Genomic DNA, 22,130 nt, shown 5'->3' on the forward strand with positions numbered 1-22,130 from the left:
TATTGTTATGTTTGAATCATGGAAAATGTTTTTTACGAGGGGCAGATCATTTGGGCACAGATAGACGCCAATCGGCATCTTCGGCATTCAGCTTATGCCGACTTGTGTGCACAGGCGAGAAGCAATATGTTGAAGGAAATGGGCCTGTCGCTCGACAAAATAGCGGAAATGAATATCGGGCCGGTACTTTTCCGTGAAGAACTGGTCTACCTCCGGGAAATCCATCTCAACGATTTGGTAAAAGTGACCGTTGTAATGAGCCAGTATAACATCGCAAATTCACGCTTTTCTTTTCGGCATGAAGTATATCGGGCGGACGGCACCAAATGTGCCGTCGTAACGGTGGATGGTGCATGGATGGACATCGTGAAACGCAAGCTAACCGTATTGCCGGCTGAGTGGCAATCCATCGTTTCCCATCTACCCAAAAGTGAAGATTTTCAGGAAATATCGACCTAATCGCCGCTGCCGGCCGAATGGTAACGACAAAGCCCGCGGATTTAAGAATCCGCGGGCCTTTTTTAGATAATCAACCTAATCCTATGAACGTTATTTTACTTCTATCAACCGCGAAGCCACCTTTGCTTCTTCCTTCTTCGTGATGTCTACTTTCAACACACCATCTTGATAGTTCGCATCGATTTTGCCATGGTCAATGCTGTCTGGCAACGTAAAAGAACGGGTAAACGACGTGTAGCTGTATTCCCGTTTGCTATACTTTTTACCTTCGTCCGTACTTTCAACCTTCTTCTCTGCGGAAATGGTTAATACATCGCCGTCTACATTGATTTTGAAATCCCCTTTCTCTAATCCCGGAGCAGCGAGCTCGATGTGATACGCATCGCTCGTTTCGGCAACGTTCACTGCAGGAACACGGGAAATAAAGCGATCAGACAAAAACGAATCGTTAAAAATGGGGTTGAAGAAATCATTTACCCAGTTATCTACCCCTCTGTTTTTGTTTCCAGAAAATTTTACAAGTGTCATTTTATAATCCTCCTATAATTTTTTATTAAATCGTTGATAGGTGGTTTTCAAATTATATACCAACGGGAGAAAAATTTGTTTTAATGACTTTTTGACATGAATACTTGTTGACTAGATGACTTTTTGTCTTACACTGTTTGAAGTATTGACAATTACATCTCTTTCGGATGACGATTCCAGCTTAAGGTTACCGCGGCCTTGGCGCGATCGCCTCCAAAAGGAGGCTGGTTTTTACAGATGGTCACCTCGATTTCGTCTACAAACGGAAATTCCTCCTGTACCCGTGTGAGCATCGTTTCGGCGACGGTTTCCAGCAGTTTCCGGGCTACCTGCATTTCAGTTTTCGCGATGTTGTATAAGGTTTCATAATTTACGGTACGATTGAGTTCATCGCCACCCGTCTCTCGTCTGAGAAATCCCGTCCGGACCGCTACCGTAAATTCGTTACCAAGCACCTGTTCTTCTGGATAATAGCCATGAAATGCATAAAATCGCAGATCGGTGAGTGCTACATATTGGCGGGTCGTTTCCATTGGGCAAACCTACAGGAAATTAGCTGTCTTTGCAACTGCGTAGCCGACGGCGTTATTCAAACCAAATTGAAAGCCTGTGCGAATTTAATGATGTCGTACTGAGATTTGGCACCCAATTTCCGCTTGATGTTACGCCGATGTGTATGCAGCGTCTTTTCAGAGATAAATACCCTACTGCTTGTTTCGACGGCGGTTTCTCCGGAGGCAATGTATTGCAACAACTCCCTTTCGCGCGTTGTCAGCGATGCATAACGCTGGTAGTTATCCTTAAGCAGCAAGTTTTCCTCCATGAGTCGTTCGGCCTTCTCGGCCAGGTGGTGGTTCGGGTCCAATTGCAGCGCAAAGGTGAGCGAAAGCAGCGGTTTTCCTTTTTCATCATAAATAAACGGTCTTGCCGCACTCAGGTACCACTCAAAACCCCGTTCTTCACCGGTGGCTACCTGTTGAAAAAAAGAAAACCATTTGGTGTTCTTATCCGCTTTTAGCAATTCCATAAATTTCGGAAGGTAAAATGCTACGTCATTTGAATTGAAGAACTTGGTAAAATACCCCTGTCCCAATTGCCTCACTTCTTCCAACGTAGCCCCCAACATCTTCAGTCCATTCGACGATAAATATACCACCGAAAAATCCCTTACATCATGGACGATGAAAACAGGTAGTTCATCCGCAATCGCTTCAAATGCAGTTAGTTTTTGTGTGATGTTGCGACGTATCAAATCGCTACAATCAAAATCAGCAGGTATAAAGTGATTCATTAATTAATTAGTGGTAGATGTCCGATCGCAAAAATACAAAAAATACTCAAAAGTAACCCTATTATACAATGTGCACCGACAGACAATGCAGTGGACGACCAAGGTATATACTAAACGATGTTAAACGCTTGTGCAAATTTGATGATATCATACTGGGTTTTAGCTCCCAATTTCCGTTTGATATTGCGCCGGTGTGTATTAATGGTCTTTTCGGAGATAAATGTCCGGCTGCTGGTCTCGCCGGCGGTTTCACCAGCGGCAATGTATCGTAGCAATTCCTTTTCGCGCTTGGTTAGCGAAGCGAAACGTTGGTAGTTATCCTTAAGCATCAAATTCTCCTCCATGAGCCGTTCTGCTTTTTCGGCCAGATGATGATTCGGATCCAACGGTAGCGCGAAAGTCAATGACAGCAACGGATCGCCCGCTTCGTCATACGCAAATATCCGTGACGCACTCAAATACCATTCAAACACCTTATTTTCTCCGGTGGTCACCTGCTGGAAAAAAGAAAACCAACGGGAAGACGACATCGTGCCTAACAACGCCTCTTTAGATTTGGGCAGGTAAAACGACACATCATCGGCATTGAAGAATTTCGTATGATAGGCTAACCCCAGTTGGCGTATTTCTTCCAATGTAATACCCAGCAGTTCAAGCCCTTTGAACGACATGTAAGCAACAGACATTTTACGTAAATCGAGAACGATGTACACGGGCAATTCATCGGCAATCGTTTCAAAAGCGGTTAGTTTCTGTATGATTTCCTGGCGTATCGAATCGCTACAATCAAAATCAGCTGGTAGAATGTGATTCATTCGGTTTTTGTTTGTTTAGATATATGGGCAATAATAATAAAAAAATACTCACTTCTGAGTATTCTTTGCATAAATCTTACTTCCTACATTTGTGATAAACTTAAAACATCCCGACAGTTCCTTACTGATTTTACCGCCGCATACCTCCGCCTTGCAAGTGGGCAAAGACTGCTGGATATGCGTCTGCCTGGAAGCGCACGAGGGTTATATTAATTGGAGATGCTATACTTCAAGAAAAAAAGCAGTCAATTATAATGCGTATTTCAAGGAAAGAGCGGTGAAATAAGCCAACGGAAAGGAAACTATTAAGGAATATCAGAAAATCAGCGGTATATTTAACCGCATGAAGATGAAAGCAAACATCGTTCGTTTCAAACAGCCGATCAACATCATCCAGATTTTCCGCAATATTCATATATATGGAAAAGAAGAGAAATCGCATGCAGACCGGGCAGCGAGGCTGCGATGGAAAGAAATCTCCTCACAAACAGGCTACGTACGGAACGGACAGCTCTTCCTTCCTGAGTCCATCGTTGGCTACAACGATTTCAATAGCTGTGATCTGATCATCCTAGAAGACGAGAACAACGGGCGCGCTGCTGCTACAAACCGCTGCTTCCACCAAGGCAGACGGAATAGGCTCGACATCTTTGAAATCAAATATGGCTCAGTACTCGAACTTCACCTCCGATACGATCTCTTCGAGGTAGGCCTGCCAAAAAGAAACGACTTTAAACTGTGCGAATTGAAGACGGGTGAACCCGCTGAAATCAAAATCAACGGCAAACTTGACCATACGCTTACCGCTGGTATGGCAAGGACCTTCAAGGAACAGCATTACATTTTTGAATACCTGGGTAACTTCAACCAGTGCCAATTGCTGCGAGAACCTTACCCGTCCGTCATCAAAACAGTTCCTTCACACCGAAAAACCATCGATCTGATCAAACCGCTTTGGTGAGTTACCGTTCATATAAATAACCGGAATTATTTACTATAATTGTACGGCGAAAGGATGACATGAACCCATATTACGCTGGCACCCGCGACATTCATTTGCTAGTCACCGGAATGGATATCAAAGGCATCAATGCATTCGGCTGAAAGCTCTATTAGTAAGTCTAACACTAAAATGATCAATATGAATATCAAATCGTTTATTTCCGCTGGGGTGGTCACATTGTTGGCAATTCCGGCCCTGGCACAACAGAACAAAATGAAACCCGAAGAAACAGAAGTTTGGGAACCGGAACCACGAATGGTTACGACATCCCCCGATAAAGCACCTTCCGATGCTATCGTACTGTTTGATGGTACATCGCTCGACCAATGGGTAAGTGAAAATGATGGTTCCTCTCCTGTCGAATGGGAAGTGGCCGACGGTGCTTTTACCGTTGTAAAAGGTAAGGGAGGGATACGTACCAAGCAGGAATTTTCGGACTATCAACTGCACGTAGAATGGAAAAGTCCCACGGAGATCGTCGGCGAAGGACAAGGCAGGGGTAATAGCGGTATTTTCATGCAGGGATTGTACGAAGTACAGGTGCTGGATAGCTACAACAACCGCACCTATTCCAATGGCCAGGCAGCCAGTCTTTATAAACAACGTATTCCTTTGGTAAACGCTACAAAAGCTCCGGGCGAGTGGCAAACCTATGATATCATCTGGACGGCACCGCGCTTCAATGCAGATGGCATCCTGATCAGCAAAGCCAGGGTGACTATTTTGCACAATGGCGTATTGGTGCAGAACAATGTGGAATTGGATGGCCCCACAGAGTACATCGGCATTCCGAAATACAAAGCCCATGGTCCCGGGCCCATCGCCCTGCAAGACCACGGAAATCCGGTAAGTTTCCGAAACATCTGGATTAGACCTTTGTAATTAATGGTTAATGGTCAATGGTTAATTGTAGAAAGGCCGGAAAGCATTGAGCTTTCCGGCCTTTCTACCATAATTGACAATTAACAATTAAAAATTAAAAATTGACCATTGTCTTTTCGTAACTTTCGTTGTGCACACTCGCTACAGCACGTCCGGATGGATCGTTTACATTCTGGAACGAAGCATCCCATGCCAAAGCTTCCGGGGTGCTGCACGCTACCGACTTAACAGATGGCACCGTAAGTGCGGCTGTAGTAGAAGGAAAATGTTCCGTAAATATCGAGCGATACAAGTATTCTTCTTTATTCTGAGGTGGGTTTACCGGAAAACGCTCCGCAGCGGCGGCAAGTTCGGCATCGCTTACGCGCAATGCTGCCTGCTCCTTCAACGTGTCAATCCAACTGTAGCCCACACCGTCTGAAAACTGCTCTTTCTGGCGCCAAGCGATACTTTCTGGCAAATAATCTTCAAACGCTTTACGTACTACCCACTTCTCCATCCGACCTTCCCGGATCATCTTATCTTCGGGGTTTAACCGCATAGCGACGTCGATGAATTCTTTATCCAAAAACGGAACGCGGCCCTCTACACCCCAAGCAGCCAGCGATTTATTAGCGCGCAAACAGTCATACAGATACAACTTGCCTAGCTTGCGCACCGTTTCCTCGTGAAATTCCTTTGCGTTCGGTGCCTTGTGGAAATAAAGATATCCGCCGAATAATTCGTCGGAACCCTCACCGGAAAGAACCATTTTGATGCCCATCGATTTAATGACACGGGCAAGAAGGTACATCGGCGTAGAAGCGCGGATCGTGGTCACATCATAAGTCTCCAGGTGATAGATAACATCCCGGATGGCATCGAGCCCTTCTTGAATGGTAAAATTAATCTCGTGATGAATCGTACCGATATGATCAGCAGCCTTTTTCGCAGCGATCAGATCCGGCGACCCTTTCAGCCCCACGGCAAACGAATGTAACCGCGGATACCATGCCTTTTCCTGATCATTGGATTCGATACGACGAGAGGCGAATTTCTTCGTGACTGCAGCGATGACCGACGAGTCCAATCCTCCCGAAAGCAACACGCCGTAAGGAACATCCGACATGAGCTGCCGATGCACCGCATCTTCCAATGCTTTGCGCAAGACCGCTATATCGGTGACGTTATCTTTTACATGTTCATATTGCTCCCAATCTCTTGTATACCACTTACGAGGCGTAGAGCCTTCCTTACTATATAGATAATGTCCCGGAGGAAAGGTTTCGATCCGGCTGCAATATCCTTCCAGCGCTTTCAATTCAGAAGCTACGAAAAACGTTCCTTGATCATCCCAACCCATATACAAGGGAATGATCCCGATGTGATCCCGGGCAATCAGGTAAGCATCCCGCTCAGCGTCATACAGTGCAAATGCAAAGATACCATTCAGATCTTCAATAAAACCTGGACCTTTTTGTTCGTATAATGCCAGAATCACTTCGCTGTCGCATTGTGTGGAAAACGCATAATTGGACAATTCGTTTCTCAATTGCTGGTGATTATAAATCTCCCCGTTTACAGCCAGCACGATATTTCGATTCGGGCTGTACAACGGCTGCTGGCCAGATTTTGGATCAACAATTGCTAAACGTTCATGCGCTAATATCGCTCTCTCCGAGCTATATATCCCCGACCAATCCGGTCCGCGATGACGAATTTTTTTCGACATCTTCAACACCTGGGGGCGCAATTCTTCCGACTTTGTTTTCAAGTCAAAAGCACCAATGATTCCACACATAAATTAAACAGTTAATGTTCGTTATAACTATAAGAATGCAAAGTAACGAATAAAATATTGATATTCGCAACAATATATATGATTCTCAATCATTTTTTCAATAAAATTGCTTTTTTTAAGAAATTGTATCAATAAAAGCAAAAATACACTGTCACAATTCCAATATACAGACCGCCAACGACGATCTCTTTGGAGATGGCGTTTTTGGACCGGTCTGGCGGAAAGCCTATTTTTGCCGCCGCAAACTTACGGATTGGCACGTTTCGTGTGCTATAATACGACAATTTAAATGCACATACGGGTTTATTCAACTATTTCATTAAATTTGGATGCAATCAACAAAAAGTGCATCTACAAGCATATTAAAAGAACGTGAAGAAACGAATCGCTATAGTTGCGTCTGGCTCGGGGTCAAACGCTCAAAAGATCATGGAATACTTCAAATATCACGATCAGATTGAAGTGGCGCTTGTATTAAGTAATAATCCGGATGCATACGTGTTACAACGTGCTGACAATTTTGAAGTTCCCACCCATGTATTTGATCGACATGATTTTTACGAGACCGATGAGATTATCAAGCTACTGGAAAAACTTGAAATAGACTTAATTGTGCTAGCTGGTTTTCTTTGGTTGGTCCCTGCAAATCTGTTGCAGAAATTCCCCAACAAAATCGTCAATATTCACCCTGCCTTATTGCCTGCCTACGGAGGCAAAGGAATGTACGGAGATCGGGTGCATCGGGCGATACTAGCCGCAAAAGACGAAGAATCCGGCATTACAATTCATTTTGCCAACGAACACTTTGACGAGGGTGAAATCATCTATCAGGCGCGGTTCAGGATCGACCCCGACGACACACTGGAAATCATCAAATTCAAGGGGCAGCAATTGGAGCACTTGCACTATCCAAAAATAATTGAGAATCTGCTCAAGAAAATGTGAAGGTACCGCAATTTTATCTAAGTTTGCGGCTCATAAACTAAATAGCTGATAGCGAATGAGCCATCCCGTAAAAATTAAAAATGCGTTGGTTTCCGTTTATTATAAAGACGGCCTTGCTCCATTAATCGATTTATTAAATAAACAGGGTGTTACTTTCTACTCCACGGGCGGTACTGAGTCGTTTATCCGTGAGCTGGGACACGATGTCGTTCCCGTAGAAGATCTTACCGGTTATCCATCTATTCTTGGCGGCCGCGTAAAAACCCTGCATCCCAAGGTGTTCGGTGGCATCCTATCGCGCCGGCCTCTTGAATCTGACAGGCAGCAATTGGAAGAATATGAGATACCGGAGATCGACCTGGTCATTGTAGACCTTTATCCTTTTGAGGAAACAGTTGCTTCCGGTGCTTCGGAACAAGAGATTATCGAAAAAATCGATATCGGTGGGATATCGTTGATACGCGCAGCTGCCAAAAATTACAACGATGTGGTTATCGTCGCCTCGAAAGACGACTACAGTCGGCTGGCTGATGTGCTCACTGAAAACGAAGGCTATACATTTCTGGAACACCGCCGCGACTTTGCTAAACGAGCGTTCAACGTATCCTCGCATTACGATTCAGCCATATTTAATTACTTCAACCGGCAAGAGCCGCTACAGGTATTCAAACAAAGCGAGCAACACGCACAGGTATTGCGATACGGTGAAAACCCACATCAAAACGGCGTTTTTTACGGCAATCTGGAAGCATTGTTCGACAAACTGAATGGCAAGGAGCTTTCCTATAATAATCTCGTTGACGTGGACGCCGCAGTAGCACTGATCGACGAGTTCGAAGATCCTACATTTGCGATCCTCAAACATACCAACGCTTGTGGCATTGCTACGCGCAGCGATTTATTAACGGCGTGGATAGACGCGCTCGCCTGCGACCCTGTTTCCGCTTTCGGCGGAGTGCTCATCTGCAATGGGCAAATCGATGACGCTACAGCAGCTGAAATTAACAAGCTTTTCTTTGAGGTGCTTATCGCTCCGGATTATACCGAGGAAGCATTGCGCTTGCTGACATCCAAGAAAAACCGCATTCTGCTTCAACGAAAGCACGTTAGCTTGCCAACCAAACAGTTCAAAACATTGTTGAATGGCGTAATCGAGCAGGATAAAGATGCCGTGATTGAGGGGCCCGAGGTGATGAGCCCGGTGACCGACAAACAGCCCACTGAACGGGAATTGGACGATTTGTTTTTTGCGAATAAAATTGTAAAGCATACGAAATCCAACGCCATTGTATTGGCTAAAGACGGCCAGTTATCCGCCAGCGGTGTTGGCCAGACTTCACGGGTGGATGCCCTGAAACAGGCCATCGAAAAGGCAAAAACCTTTGGCTTTAACCTGCATGGAGCCGTCATGGCATCGGACGCCTTTTTCCCGTTTCCGGATTGCGTGGAAATAGCGGCAGAAGCTGGCATTACAGCCATCAGTCAGCCCGGCGGTTCCATCCGCGATCCCGAGTCTGTGGAAATGGCGAACAAAAAAGGTGTGGCCATGGTTATTACGGGAGTACGGCACTTTAAGCATTAACAATTATGCGGATTCGCTGAATCGCAAATTTGCAGATTCGCGGTTTCGCAAAAAAGCAGATTCGCGAAAAGGCGGTTTCGCAAAAAAGAAAAAAAATGAAATTTGGAAGCGTAGAAAACCCGGAAGCCATTGACTTCACCCTGCCTCCTACCCACCCGGATACCCTGGCGTTGCTGGATAAGCACCGGAAACAAAAAGGCGATCTGGCGGTATACGTAGGCTGTGCCAAGTGGAATAAACAGGACCTCAAAGGTTTTTACCCGCGCGGCACCAAAGATGAGCTCACCTACTATGCGACCCAATTCAACAGCATCGAACTTAACGGTACGTTCTACAATTCGCCCGATAAAGCGCAGGTAGAAACATGGAAAGCTAAGACGCCGGCCGACTTCAAATTTTTCCCTAAAGTGCCGCAATCCATCAGCCATTATGGAAGGTTATTGAATGTGGATGATAAGATGACGGCTTTTTGCGATGCCATTGCGCTATTTGAAGAAAAGCTCGGTGTAAGTTTCCTGCAGCTTCATGACAATTTCAAACCCAAAGACTTCGACCGGCTGGCCGGCTTTCTCAAGAAATTTGCCAAGTCGGTACCGTTAGCACTTGAAGTACGCAATGCCGACTGGTTTGCGGATGAGCAAATACGGGAGAAACTTTGGACATTGCTTCAAAACGAGGACATAGCCAATGTAATTGTGGACACCGCCGGCCGGCGCGATATGCTGCACATGCGGCTCACCACGCCGACCGCCTTCATCCGGTATGTAGGCGCCAATCATCCAACCGATAAAAACCGGTTGGATGATTGGGTAGCCCGGATTAAAGAATGGCGTGATGCGGGACTGCAATCGTTGTATTTCTTTGTTCATCAGAACATTGAGGTGGAGTCTCCGCTCCTATCCACTTATTTCATCGCTCAACTCAATGACGCACTCGGACTCCATGTAAGAGGACCGAATGGAAAATTGCTTTAATGCGAATGTCCGGCCGTACCCGAAAGAATGGCGTTGATAAAAAACGCACCTTTTACGGCAATCTGATTAGCTTCATCAAGCGTACGCACCGGTGTAATCGCCGTATAACCCATATCAGCCGTACCTTTGACCACTTCGATACGCTCAAAGTGAGTGACGCTCGCTTGTTGTTCCGTCGATGTGTCCGTGACGACAAAAATGTAGCTTTTGCCCTGTGCATCGACAATCGCTTCATCGGGCACGGCCATACTCATCACATTGTCCAGACTGATCAACGCGGAAACGTTCATCCCATCAATTAACCCCGTCTTATCACCACTCACCGTGCAATGGACGGGAATAGACTTGCTATCGTTCTCAAATGCTGCTCCGATGGCATAAATTTCTGCATCGTAGTTTTTTGTGGGGTTATTCGTTTGCACGAAATGAATTTGCTGCCCAACCTTCAAATTTGGCAGATCTTTTTCAAAGACGTTCAAATCCACATGCAATCGACTATTTTCGATCACTTCTGCCAAAGGCGCCGAAACGTCCACAAAACTTCCCTGCTTGGCAAACACATCACCCACCACTCCGTTCACCGGACTTTTAATGGGAAGGGTACTCCACAACCGCGACGAATTGATTGAATTTACATCCACCCCCATCAATTGCAGTTGCGCCCGTAGCGAGGTTTGCCGAATTTTCAATTTGTTGTATTCGACCTCAGCCTGCTGCAGATCTTTTTGGGCACCAACCTTTCCTTCCGCCAGCAATTGCTGCCGGTTCCACTCTTGTTCTGCCAACAATAATTGATCGGCCAAATTCAGGTATTCCTCCTGCAACTGAATAAATTGGGGATGTACCAGTGTAGCAATCACTTCGTCTTTTTTCACGGCATCGCCCACGTCCACGTTCAGCTTTTTGATTACGCCTCCATAGAGCGAGGTAATTACGGCTCTATTCGCGTTCGGTACATTTACCGTACCGTTCACACGCAAGGTTGCCGTCAGCGCCTTCTGCTCGATGTTCCCAAGCTGAAGACCGATGCTTTTTGATTGTTCTTCTGTTACCGAAGCCTGCGTATTTTCGGATTCATGCTCGCTATGCCCGTGTTCGTGTTCCTCGCTTTCACCGCGTGGTCCTCCGCATGCGGTTAGTAATGTAAGCAATCCGGTAAATAGGATCAATTGTGTCTTCATGGTTATAATGAGTGATTAAGATAATATTGAATGCGAATAACCGATTGATTTACGGCATCAATGGCTTGCAGGTGGGATAATTCGGTATCGGTTACCATTTGCAACGCATTGAGGTATTCGATATACGAAAGCTCGCCAATACGGTATCCCAATTCGCCTCCCTGAAGCAGCTTCTCCGCATTGGGAAGTGCTTCTTCGTGGAGATACCGGTATCGCTCTCTGGCAAGGTCATAATTCGCAAATTCCTGTTCGATACGGGCCTCCAGTAGTTGAGCCTGGTTCCTCGCTTCCGCTTTTGCAGCTTTCGCTTCATAATCAAGACCGCGGATGCGGGCGCTACTGGCTCCGAAGGTCAAGGGGATGTTAATTCCTACGTTCAGGTAGCTAAACCGCATATCGCGCCCGTATTGCTGGGTCAGACCATTCCGGTCATACGTGCCCACGAGCGACTGATTGCCGTATCCCACTGAAAAATCCGGCAACGTATTCGCTATTTCCTGTCGCTTACTGCTCCATGCAATTGCCGCTGCCTGGGTGTACTGGCGGATAAGTGGATGCTGACTGATCACCGACGTATCCGGCATTTCCAGTAGCGACAACGGTGTGAACAGAACATCGTCCGGCACGGTCCACTCCCTTCCATCGTTCACAAGGGTGAACAACAGTTTCCGGACATTCCGAAGTAGCGTTTCATTTTCGCGGACCAGCAATTGGACCTCACCCCGTTTCGTTTCGGCAACAGGGATCGCCAGCTGACCGCGCTCGCCCGCCCGGTACCGGAGCTGTGCGGCAGCAACGAACTGCGCATACAAACTGTCGAGGCGCAGCAGCCGTTTCTGCCGCTGTTGCAGATACCTGACTTCGTGGTAGGCCGATCGCACCTCTTTCTGTAAACCGGCCGCCGAAATATCGCGCTCGATTTCAGCCCCCTTCCGTTCGGCCTCGTAACTTTTCGCCCGGGCAGCAAACACCGTAGGAAACGGAATGGATTGGGAAATCTCCAGTGCATTGTCTTTTTCAGGACTGTTGAAATTCCCATATTGGCCGGTCACTTGGGTCTTCGGTAGTTCAAAAGCGCTTCCCTTACGCGCATTAGCCGCATGAAGCCGAAGCTCCGACGCCAATAACTGATTATTATTTTCCGCCGCCAATTTCACGGCCATTGCTTCAGTCAGCAGCGTATCTTGGCTATTTTTTGCTTCGAGCGTTTCCGGCCAGGTTGCCATCGGAAGCGCGAATACCAAAAACCAAACGCCCATCCGCAAGCCTTTCATTTTCCGAATAGACCGGGTATTGAAAATCACGTACAGAAGTGGCAACACAAACAGGGTCAGGAAGGTGGCGGTTACCAACCCACCAATGACAACCGTTGCCAGCGGCCGCTGTACTTCCGCACCGGCTGAAGTACTGAGCGCCATGGGAAGGAATCCCAAACTGGCTACGGTTGCGGTCATCAATACCGGTCGCAGCCGGATCCGGGTCCCTTCCATAACCCGTTGGAGGACATCTGCCATCCCCTCTTTGCGCAATTGGTTGAAGGTGCCGATCAACACGATACCATTCAATACCGCCACGCCGAATAGGGCAATAAACCCGATACCAGCGGAAATACTGAAAGGCATATCACGAAGTAACAACGCAAATACCCCGCCGATGGCGCTCATCGGAATCGCCGTAAAAATGAGAATCGCCTGCGAAAAGGAATGAAACGTGAGGTATAGCAACATAAAAATCAACAACAGGGAAACCGGAACCGCGAATAGCAGGCGCTGTGACGCTTCCTGCAGGTTTTCGAACATTCCGCCGTACGTATAGTAGTATCCCGCAGGAAGCATCACCTGCTGGTCCAGCTTCCCCTGGATTTCGGACACGACGCTGGCGACATCCCGGCCATCCAGGTTGAAACCGATGACAATCCGCCGCTTTCCATCTTCACGGCTGATTTGCGCCGGACCTACCTTCACCGAAATATCCGCCAGTTGGGAAAGCGGCACCTGGCCTCCATCCGGCAGCGGTACCCAAAGGTTGTCCACGTCATCGATTGAGGTACGATGGCTACTGTCCAGCCGAACGACCAAATCAAACCGTCGTTCGTTTTCAAACACCATCCCCGCCTTTTTTCCCGCAAAAGCCGTACTCAGTATATCATTCAGATCCGATATATTCAGCCCATAATTGGCAATGCGCATCCGATTGTACACCACATTGATTTGGGGCAATCCGGCAATACGCTCCACTTGCGGAGCCGTAGTTCCCGGCACCTGCTGGATAACAGCCGCCACGCGGTCGGCATAGGCAGCCAGCGTATCCAAGTCTTCACCGAAAATCTTTACCGCCACATCCTGACGGATCCCTGTCATTAACTCGTTAAACCGCATCTGGATCGGCTGATTCGCTTCGAAGAACACACCGGGTATCACTTCCAGAGCTTCCATCATTTCGTCGGCCAGCGCTTTGTAGCTTTTTACGGATGGCCACTCGTCCCGGGGTTTCAGGATAATCATCATGTCGGTAGCTTCAGGTGGCATGGGGTCGGTGGGCACCTCAGCCGCTCCCGTTTTACCGACGACCATTTTTACCTCGTCAAATTCCTTGATAATCCGCGAAGCCTGCGTGGATGTTTCGATACTTTGGCTTAAGGAGGTGCCTTGTGGCAAAATACAATGAAACGCAAAATCTCCTTCCTCAAGCGTCGGGATAAACTCACTTCCCATACGGGAAAACGCGAAAACCGCAACGGTAAATAGGGCAATCGTCCCTCCTACCAGCACATATTTGAAGCGGATGGCTTTGACAAGCAGCGGCTCATACATCCGGTGGAGATAGGCCATCATGCGGTCCGAAAATGTTTCCTTGGTGTTCCATTTTTTGGGTAATAGTAAGGCGCACATCATGGGGATATAGGTGAGCGATAAAATCAGGGCCCCCAATATCGCAAAACCCACCGTCATCGCCATGGGGCGGAACATTTTTCCTTCGATGCCAACCAATGTCAATATGGGAATGTAGACAATGAGAATAATGATTTCCCCGAACGCGGCCGTGGTCCGGATCTTCGAAGCCGATTCATAAACTTCCCCATCCATTTCGGGTTGAGTCAGTCTTTCAGTCGACTTGCGGAGCCCCAAATGATGCAGGGTGGCCTCTACTACGATCACCGAGCCATCCACAATCAAGCCGAAATCGATCGCACCCAGGCTCATCAGGTTGGCACTGACTCCAAATACGCGCATCATTCCCAATGCAAACAGCATCGCCAACGGAATCGCAGAAGCAACAATAAGTCCCGCACGGAGATTCCCCAAGAAGATGACCAACACGAAAATAACGATGAGTGCTCCTTCTATCAGGTTTTTCTCCACCGTGGATATCGCCCGCCCTACCAGTTCCGTGCGGTCCAGATAGGGCTCGATAATCACATCGTCGGGCAATGACTGCTGAATGGTCGGAATTTTTTGTTTGATCCGGTTGACGACTTCGTTGCTATTTTCTCCTTTCAGCATCATGACCACTCCGCCCACAGCATCTACTTCACCGTTGTAGGTAAGTGCGCCATAGCGGATGGCACTGCCAAACCGCACATCAGCCACGTCTTTGACAAATACCGGCACACTGTTGGCCGGTCGTTTGACCATGATGTTGCCGATATCCGCCAACGATCCCACCAAGCCGATTCCCCGGATAAAATACGCATTGGGCTTCTTATCGATGTATGCACCGCCCGTATTCTGGTTGTTGTCTTCGAGCGCATCGAAAATATCGGGAATACTTACCCCCATGGCTTTCAACCGGTCGGGATTGACTGCCACTTCATATTGCTTGAGTAATCCGCCGAAACTGTTTATTTCGGCAATTCCGGGTGTACCTCGCAGCTGCCGGGCGACGATCCAATCCTGCATACTCCGAAGATCGGCAGCCGTATAGCTACCTTCGCTTCCGGCTTTGGGATGCAAAATATACTGATATACTTCACCTAGCCCCGTACTCACAGGCGCGAGTTCCGGTCTGCCAACGCCAGCGGGGATCTGATCCGCTGCTTCCTGCAACCGTTCGTTAATAACCTGCCGCGCAAAATAGATGTCGACATCCGCCGCAAATACGACGGTAATTACCGATAGCCCGAATCGGGAAATACTCCGGATTTCTTCCAAATCGGGCACATTGGCAATACGTTGCTCGATCGGAAACGTGACCAACTGCTCTACCTCCTGTCCGGCCAGTGTCGGACAGATGGTCATGATCTGCACCTGGTTATTCGTGATATCGGGTACGGCATCAATCGGCAGCTTGGATGCGCTCCAAACGCCCCAGATAATCAACACCAGGGTCAACATACCAACGATGATTTTATTGGTAATGCTGAACTTGATAATTTTTTCTAACATGTTTGTCGTTTATCAACTCGTTCTTTTAATCAACTACTTTATACCCCAGGGGTATAAGCTGTGCTTCAGATCATTCCATTAACGGATGAAAAGCAGCAGCAATCATTTTTAGAAATGAATCAAGCGATAAACTTCGGCGGTTGCCAGATGGTATGTAAGAAAGAATCAGGGATGGAAAAGGCGTAGGCGACGATTTCATCGGTTAAGGAAGGAAAGTCGATCGGTTTATAGGGTGACCCCCAATCGTAGTGCACCGCTACAATCACTCCGCAGCAGCCACATGTGCAAAAGGGGCTACATAGTCCGTGCTCATGTACATGATCCAACGGCTTGACGACGGTTGTTCCTGCTATATATTCTTCAGGATGTCTGTCTGCACAGGGCCACCAGGACAATATAGCTACATACAGAAACAAAATGACGCGAAACCAACGCATGGGACAAAGATAGTGCTTTTTTCTAGCTTCTTGATTCTCAGTCGTCAAACTTTTCCAGATGGCGGAGCAGTGTAGCAAAATCTTTAGGATAAGGCGCTTCAAAATGATAGTCCTTACCGTCGATACTAAAGTCAAGTTGATGGGCATGCAATGCGAACCGTTTCATGATTGGCTGTTCCTCCTGCCCTTTTCCAATGGTAAATCCACGTTTTTTGATTTGGGAGAGATAAACCGGCTTACCCCGATAAAGTGTATCCCCCACAATAGCCGCATGTTGGGTAGCCAAGTGGATACGGATTTGGTGCATACGCCCGGTTACTGGACGACATTCTACCAATGTGTAGTGTTTGAAATAGCGCAGGGACTTAAAATAAGTCTCGGCACGCTTGCCATTAGCACGATCAATGGTGACATTTTTGTTGCCCAAATTAAGGATCGGCAGATCGACCAAAAGGTCTTCAAATTGATGGGTACCCTCAATAACGGCATGGTATATCTTAGCAACCCGCCTCCGCTCAAACTCGATGGAAACCAACCGATAGGTCTCCGGGTTCTTTGCGATTAATAACAAACCGGAAGTCTCTTTGTCAAGCCTATGGCATACTTGCGCATCCGCGTGATATCGCTTTGCCAAGCGTAAAACACTCATCTCCCCTCCTTCACGTTCATCCAATGATGCCAAAAATGGCGGTTTGTTGATCACAATGAGATTGTCATCTTCGTGAACGATCAAGTCGGCAAACTGAGGAATTTTAGCTACATGGCCATCAAGCACTTTCATCTGTTTATTTTTTATTTTTCAGTTGTCAGATGGAGCCTTTGATGATCAAAATAACCATTCAGCACACAGGCAATGGTTATTTTGATCATGTCGGGTTCATGGGTACAAACTACGATAAAAATGTGCTCATATACAAGTTTTCCGCAATACCGGTATCGCCCTATCCCAAAACCCTATCTAAACTTACACCAAAACTACTATTAATTGTAAAACACGATAGTTATTAATCTCATTTCACTTTTAGTTTATTCGGTTAGCTTCCGAATAAGATCCGAATAAACTCCGAATGAAACTCGATTTAAATCAAAGTAAACTGTAAATTTAGCACACGTTTAGAGGGAGTGAAAACCAAGTAAAAAGGACATGATTTCTTTTAAAGAAAGTTTAAATAGAATTAATATTTATAAAACCCGGCTCCTGTCTTCTTTCCCAGTTTGCCTGCCGTCACCATCTTTACCAACAGCGGACAAGGCGCATATTTCGGATTGCCAAATCCCTCATACAGCACGCGCAAAATAGACAGACATACATCCAAGCCGATAAAATCCGCCAGCTCCAACGGTCCCATCGGGTGGGCCATACCCAACTTCATGACCGTATCGATCGCTTCCACATCAGCCACTCCCTCGTATAGCGTATAGATGGCTTCATTAATCATAGGCATTAAAATGCGGTTGGCAACGAAACCTGGATAGTCATTCACCTCAACTGGAACTTTATCCAACTTCCTGGAAAGTGTTATGATTGTATTTGTTGTCTCAACTGATGTAGTATATCCCTTGATTACTTCAACCAATTTCATGACGGGTACCGGATTCATGAAATGCATACCGATTACCCGATCGGCCCGCTGCGTGACCGATGCTATTTCGGTAATGGAAATCGACGACGTATTACTAGCTAATAAGGTGTGTTCCGGGCACAACCGATCCAGTTCTCTGAATATATCCAACTTAATCGATTCGTTTTCTGTGGCGGCCTCCACGACGAGATCGGCCTTTTTTACGCCTTCGTTGAGATTGGTGTAGGTCACAATACGTGACAACGTGCTCACTTTATCTGCTGCCGTCAAAATTTCTTTTTTGACCTGACGGTCCAGGTTGTTGCTTATTGTTTTAATGGCCCGCTGTAAAGCGGTCGATTGGGTATCAATCAGCGCCACATTAAACCCAAATTGAGCAAATGTATGGGCAATTCCGTTTCCCATGGTGCCCGATCCGACAACGCTGATATGCTGCATACTGTATGATATTGATACAAGGCAAACATAACGAAAAAACGCCCACCCGCCAAGAGGCGGCGTGGGCGCTCATCATCAAACTTAACCAAAAAACTATAGAACAATTAATCGTTAACCTTACTTCATTCGATTGCGGCTTTTGCCGTCTCTGAACCGACCATCCTTTCGACCTTCCTGCCGCGCTTTGAATTTTGCCGCACGATCGGCCTGCTGTTGTTTCAGCATCTCCCGTTGCTCTTCGGTAAGGATGCTATTCAGGCGCTCGCGGTCGGCCTTCATCTCGTCCCGCATCGCTTCCCCTCTGGCCAACCGGTCTTTGCGCGCTGTTTTTATTTTCTCTGCCCTTTCCAGGTTCAGGGCATAAACTTCTTTTTGCTGTTTTTCATTCAGGCCGAGGCTTTCCGTCAATTGATCCGTACGCGTCTTGGCAATCTCTTCGGCACTCTTGGACTGCCGGTGAACGCGATGTTCCTGACCAAACGCCGTGAATGTGATGGCTGAAATCAATAGCGTAATCAATGCTGCATTTCTCATCGTATGCTCCTTTCGTTACTTTTGGAAAACCGTTAACTATTTCCCATTGTTTGTATTTGTAAGAGCGGGTTTGCAGGGAAAAGTTTAACTGCCCCTCTGTTAAAAAATGTTAAAATCTCTGGAAAAAATATAGGCAGTCCATTTCGCGTCCCGGGGAATATTTCGTATCCTTGTATACGCCCCTTATAATTTACCATTATGAAAAGACCATTTACCTCAAAGCACATCGGATGGTTTATATGGCTGTTCGCGCTTCAATTCAGTTTTTCTCCGGCTTTCGCCCAGACTATACTTTCCGGCACCGTAACCGATGCATCCGCAACTCCCTTGATTGGTGTCAGTATTCAAGTAAAGGGAAAAGTAGTCGGAACTACCACCAACACCGAAGGAAGGTTTACCTTGCGCATCAACGATTCTCCTCCTTTTACGCTCATCGTATCATCCCTTGGCTTTAACTCACAGGAAATTGTACTAAGCCAAGCGACAGAAGATTTAACCATCACGCTGGAAGAACAGTCCATTATGGCTTCTGAAGTCGTCGTTTCGGCATCGCGTGTAGAGGAAAGTGTGATGAAATCACCGGTATCTATTGAAAAGCTGAATGTATTGGGTATTCGAGAGAGTCCACAGCCTACCTTCTACGACGCCTTACAAAATCTGAAAGGCGTTGAAATGAGTACCCAGTCGCTCACCTTTCGTTCTGTTAATACGAGGGGTTTTGGGTCCAATGGCAACATCCGCTTGGTGCAATTGGTTGACGGAATGGATAACCAAGCCCCTGGCCTTAACTTTCCGGTTGGTAATGTGGTCGGCATGTCTGAACTCGACGTCGAAAGCGTTGAACTTCTTCCCGGAGCGGCATCGGCGCTGTATGGTCCCAATGCGGTCAACGGCCTCCTGCTGATGAATAGCAAATCGCCGTTTGTTTACCAAGGCGTAAGTGCCTATGTAAAAACGGGTGTGATGAGTGCATCCAACCGTACCCAACGGAATACAGGGTTTTACGATGTGGCGGTTCGATTTGCGAAGGCATTCAACGACCGGTTTGCGATTAAGGCGAATGTCGCTTATCTCACGGCCGACGATTGGCAGGCAACTGACTACCGCGATCAAAGTTTAACCAACGAAACCAATCTCTCCAACAATACCGGCAACGTACAAGGCAATCCTACTTACGATGGGGTAAACTGGTATGGTGAGGTGGGTGCCAACCTGTATGATATCCTATATGCCAACGGACAGCCGGGCGATGGGTCCAATGGCAGCTCGGCAGCCATGGGTGCCATCTTTGCAACACCGATTCCGCAGATCGGCAATCAGACATTGCCGCAGTTTATCGGAGGCTCAGATCCGATCGCCCAGCTCGGCGTCACGCGGTCTATCTTCGAGAATATGGTGCCCCAATATTATCAGCCTGCACCGGGCTATTCCGAACAGCGGCTGACCGACTACCCGACAAAGAGCCTCAAGCTGAATGCGTCCCTGCATTACCGGATCAACGACGAGATCGAAGCCATCCTCCAAGCCAATTGGGGAAAAGGATCTACGGTCTATACGGCAGCCGACCGATACAACATCCAAAATTTCACTTTGGGGCAATATAAGACTGAATTGCGGGGCGACAACTTCTTTGTAAGGGGGTATACCACACGTGAAAATTCCGGTGATGCCCACGCACTGGGTGTACTGGCCAGCCTAATGGGCCAACGCTATCTGCAGACAGCCATCGGTACAGGAGCACCCGCCTTTGTCCAAAATGCATACACCCAATATGCGGGCGCTTTCCTGACAGCCTATCAACAGGCAATGGGCGGCGGAGCCAGCCACAGCATGGCTGTAGAGGCGGCACGCGGGGCAGCAAACGCCTATGCTGGAGCGAATCGAGAAGAATGGATGCGTAACGCCATGACCCCCGCTTTAGCGACCGCAAACGGCATGTACCTCCCCGGCGGCTCCGACTTTGAAACTTCGATAGCCGATATTAAAACACGCGCGATCCCTACCGGAGCCAATTTCCTCGATCGATCCAACATGTACCACGCCGAAGCGATGTACAATTTCAAGCGGCAGATAGATCCGGCTGTTGTCGAACTGATCGCGGGTGCCAATTACCGGGTTTACGACCTCAACTCGGAAGGCACTTTGTTTGCGCTGCAGGACAATGGCGAAGAGTTCAATATCCGCGAATACGGTGCCTATGTACAAGCAGGACGCAATTTCAACGATATTTTTAAACTTACGGCATCCCTGCGTTACGACAAAAATGAAAACTTTAAAGGACAATTCAGCCCCCGTGTATCGGGTGTACTTACAGTTGCCGAGCATCATAACTTCCGGGCATCTTTTCAACGCGGATTCCGCATCCCCACCACCCAAAATCAATACATAGACCTGGTGACTCCCCAAGCACACCTGGTGGGTGGCCTACCCCTATTCCGCGAACGATATAACATGATCGAAAATCCGGTATATGCCCTGTCTGATGTCCAAAATGGAAACCCCACGCCTTACCAATTCAAAGAATGGGAGCCTGAGAAAGTGGAAACTTACGAAGTGGGCTATAAAAGTGCTATTGACAACCGGCTGTTCGTTGATCTGTTTTATTATTACAACCGGTTCCTTACATTCGAAGGAGCTGCCGTGCTGGTACAACTAAAAGACCCGGGCGGTTCGCTGGCAGACCTGGCGGATCCTACTCGCCGCACCGTATATAGCATGCCGTTAAATGCTCCCCAAACTATCAAAAATTCCGGATGGGGCATCGGATTGGATTACCTCATCGGAAATGGGTTTACACTCACGGGCAATGTCACTCAGAATGTACTGCTCAACGGCGACAAAATCCGTGAACGGGATCCCTCATTTATTACATCGTTCAACTCACCGGAATATCGGTTCAATGTAGGACTTTCCAATCGGGATATCAAACGAACCGGATGGGGCTTTGGTCTTACGTTCCGTCATCAAACCGAATTTCTGTGGAATGGAACGATTGGTACACCGGCTATCAATGTGGCCAGGCAATCCATCATACCGGCATTTTCCACGTTTGATGCACAAATAAGTAAGAAAATTCCCGGTATCAAATCCATTGTGAAATTAGGTGGCACCAATATAGGCAGTAAATTGTATACAACCGGTTGGGGCAATCCGTCCGTTGGAGGATTATATTACGTATCCATTCTGTTTGACGAGTTACTGAATTAATCACGAAATAGTGTAAGGTATCGCAATCAATTTTTGAATGATGCCGCGGATCAAGCGGAATCTGCGGCATCTGTTCTTTCTCTTCCAGCCGTTGTTCTTTTCGATG

Annotated in this window: 18 protein-coding genes; 7 read left to right on the top strand and 11 right to left on the bottom strand. The window is 47.3% G+C overall.

What is annotated here, in order from left to right:
* Positions 1-18: 18 nt before the first annotated feature.
* Positions 19-459 carry an acyl-CoA thioesterase gene (locus BMZ56_RS09490; RefSeq protein WP_218146530.1) on the top strand — a complete coding sequence of 147 codons (441 nt, stop codon included), beginning with the start codon at positions 19-21 and terminating at the stop codon, positions 457-459.
* Between the two features lie 90 nt (positions 460-549).
* Here BMZ56_RS09490 and BMZ56_RS09495 read toward each other — a convergent pair whose 3' ends face one another.
* From BMZ56_RS09495 to BMZ56_RS09510, 4 genes are all read right to left on the bottom strand, one after another.
* Positions 550-987, bottom strand: a complete 438-nt coding sequence (locus tag BMZ56_RS09495) for an Hsp20/alpha crystallin family protein (protein ID WP_090626357.1) — start codon at positions 985-987, stop codon at positions 550-552.
* Between the two features lie 152 nt (positions 988-1,139).
* The gene (folB, locus tag BMZ56_RS09500) at positions 1,140-1,520 is read right to left on the bottom strand and encodes a dihydroneopterin aldolase (protein ID WP_090626358.1); all 381 of its coding nucleotides are present in this window, start codon (positions 1,518-1,520) and stop codon (positions 1,140-1,142) included.
* Positions 1,521-1,576: 56 nt separating this feature from the next.
* Positions 1,577-2,278, bottom strand: coding sequence for a helix-turn-helix domain-containing protein (locus tag BMZ56_RS09505; RefSeq protein WP_090626359.1), 702 nt, complete (start codon positions 2,276-2,278; stop codon positions 1,577-1,579).
* Between the two features lie 110 nt (positions 2,279-2,388).
* The gene (locus BMZ56_RS09510) at positions 2,389-3,093 is read right to left on the bottom strand and encodes a helix-turn-helix transcriptional regulator (RefSeq protein WP_090626360.1); all 705 of its coding nucleotides are present in this window, start codon (positions 3,091-3,093) and stop codon (positions 2,389-2,391) included.
* A gap of 349 nt (positions 3,094-3,442) precedes the next feature.
* On the opposite strand from BMZ56_RS09510, the gene BMZ56_RS09515 reads away from it, so the two are divergent.
* The gene (locus BMZ56_RS09515) at positions 3,443-4,054 is read left to right on the top strand and encodes a hypothetical protein (protein WP_143072894.1); all 612 of its coding nucleotides are present in this window, start codon (positions 3,443-3,445) and stop codon (positions 4,052-4,054) included.
* A gap of 180 nt (positions 4,055-4,234) precedes the next feature.
* Positions 4,235-4,978 (top strand): 3-keto-disaccharide hydrolase, encoded by a 744-nt coding sequence (locus BMZ56_RS09520; RefSeq protein WP_090626638.1) that lies wholly within the window; start codon positions 4,235-4,237, stop codon positions 4,976-4,978.
* Positions 4,979-5,072: 94 nt separating this feature from the next.
* Here the strand turns inward: BMZ56_RS09520 and asnB are convergent, their stop codons facing one another.
* A complete protein-coding gene (gene asnB / locus BMZ56_RS09525; protein WP_090626362.1) occupies positions 5,073-6,758 on the bottom strand; it encodes an asparagine synthase B in 1,686 nt (561 codons plus the stop codon).
* Between the two features lie 372 nt (positions 6,759-7,130).
* Between asnB and purN the strand changes: the two genes are divergently transcribed.
* From purN to BMZ56_RS09545, 3 genes are all read left to right on the top strand, one after another.
* Complete coding sequence (gene purN, locus BMZ56_RS09535) at positions 7,131-7,703, top strand: phosphoribosylglycinamide formyltransferase (RefSeq protein ID WP_090626364.1); 573 nt, start codon at positions 7,131-7,133, stop codon at positions 7,701-7,703.
* A gap of 55 nt (positions 7,704-7,758) precedes the next feature.
* On the top strand, positions 7,759-9,285 hold the full coding sequence (gene purH, locus BMZ56_RS09540) for a bifunctional phosphoribosylaminoimidazolecarboxamide formyltransferase/IMP cyclohydrolase (protein ID WP_090626365.1): 1,527 nt from the start codon (positions 7,759-7,761) through the stop codon (positions 9,283-9,285).
* Positions 9,286-9,380: 95 nt separating this feature from the next.
* Positions 9,381-10,259: a DUF72 domain-containing protein gene (locus tag BMZ56_RS09545; protein WP_090626639.1), complete on the top strand. Its 879-nt coding sequence runs from the start codon at positions 9,381-9,383 to the stop codon at positions 10,257-10,259.
* Here BMZ56_RS09545 and BMZ56_RS09550 read toward each other — a convergent pair.
* The 6 genes from BMZ56_RS09550 to BMZ56_RS09575 all read right to left on the bottom strand — a co-directional run bounded on the left by BMZ56_RS09550 (position 10,256) and on the right by BMZ56_RS09575 (position 18,817).
* Positions 10,256-11,440 (bottom strand): efflux RND transporter periplasmic adaptor subunit, encoded by a 1,185-nt coding sequence (locus tag BMZ56_RS09550; protein WP_090626366.1) that lies wholly within the window; start codon positions 11,438-11,440, stop codon positions 10,256-10,258. The genes BMZ56_RS09545 and BMZ56_RS09550 overlap by 4 nt on opposite strands.
* Positions 11,441-11,442: 2 nt before the next feature.
* Positions 11,443-15,825 carry a CusA/CzcA family heavy metal efflux RND transporter gene (locus tag BMZ56_RS09555; RefSeq protein ID WP_090626367.1) on the bottom strand — a complete coding sequence of 1,461 codons (4,383 nt, stop codon included), beginning with the start codon at positions 15,823-15,825 and terminating at the stop codon, positions 11,443-11,445.
* A 119-nt stretch (positions 15,826-15,944) separates the two neighbouring features.
* Positions 15,945-16,262 carry a DUF6660 family protein gene (locus BMZ56_RS25430; protein ID WP_143072895.1) on the bottom strand — a complete coding sequence of 106 codons (318 nt, stop codon included), beginning with the start codon at positions 16,260-16,262 and terminating at the stop codon, positions 15,945-15,947.
* A 37-nt stretch (positions 16,263-16,299) separates the two neighbouring features.
* Positions 16,300-17,043, bottom strand: coding sequence for an RluA family pseudouridine synthase (locus tag BMZ56_RS09560; RefSeq protein ID WP_090626368.1), 744 nt, complete (start codon positions 17,041-17,043; stop codon positions 16,300-16,302).
* A gap of 394 nt (positions 17,044-17,437) precedes the next feature.
* Positions 17,438-18,283 carry a 3-hydroxybutyryl-CoA dehydrogenase gene (locus BMZ56_RS09570; protein WP_090626370.1) on the bottom strand — a complete coding sequence of 282 codons (846 nt, stop codon included), beginning with the start codon at positions 18,281-18,283 and terminating at the stop codon, positions 17,438-17,440.
* A 117-nt stretch (positions 18,284-18,400) separates the two neighbouring features.
* Positions 18,401-18,817, bottom strand: coding sequence for a DUF4890 domain-containing protein (locus BMZ56_RS09575; RefSeq protein WP_090626371.1), 417 nt, complete (start codon positions 18,815-18,817; stop codon positions 18,401-18,403).
* Between the two features lie 198 nt (positions 18,818-19,015).
* Here BMZ56_RS09575 and BMZ56_RS09580 point away from each other — a divergent pair, with 198 nt between their 5' ends.
* Positions 19,016-22,024, top strand: a complete 3,009-nt coding sequence (locus BMZ56_RS09580) for a TonB-dependent receptor domain-containing protein (RefSeq protein ID WP_090626372.1) — start codon at positions 19,016-19,018, stop codon at positions 22,022-22,024.
* The last annotated feature ends 106 nt before the right edge of the window (positions 22,025-22,130 follow it).

The organism is Parapedobacter indicus, assembly GCF_900113765.1.
Taxonomy (GTDB): domain Bacteria; phylum Bacteroidota; class Bacteroidia; order Sphingobacteriales; family Sphingobacteriaceae; genus Parapedobacter; species Parapedobacter indicus.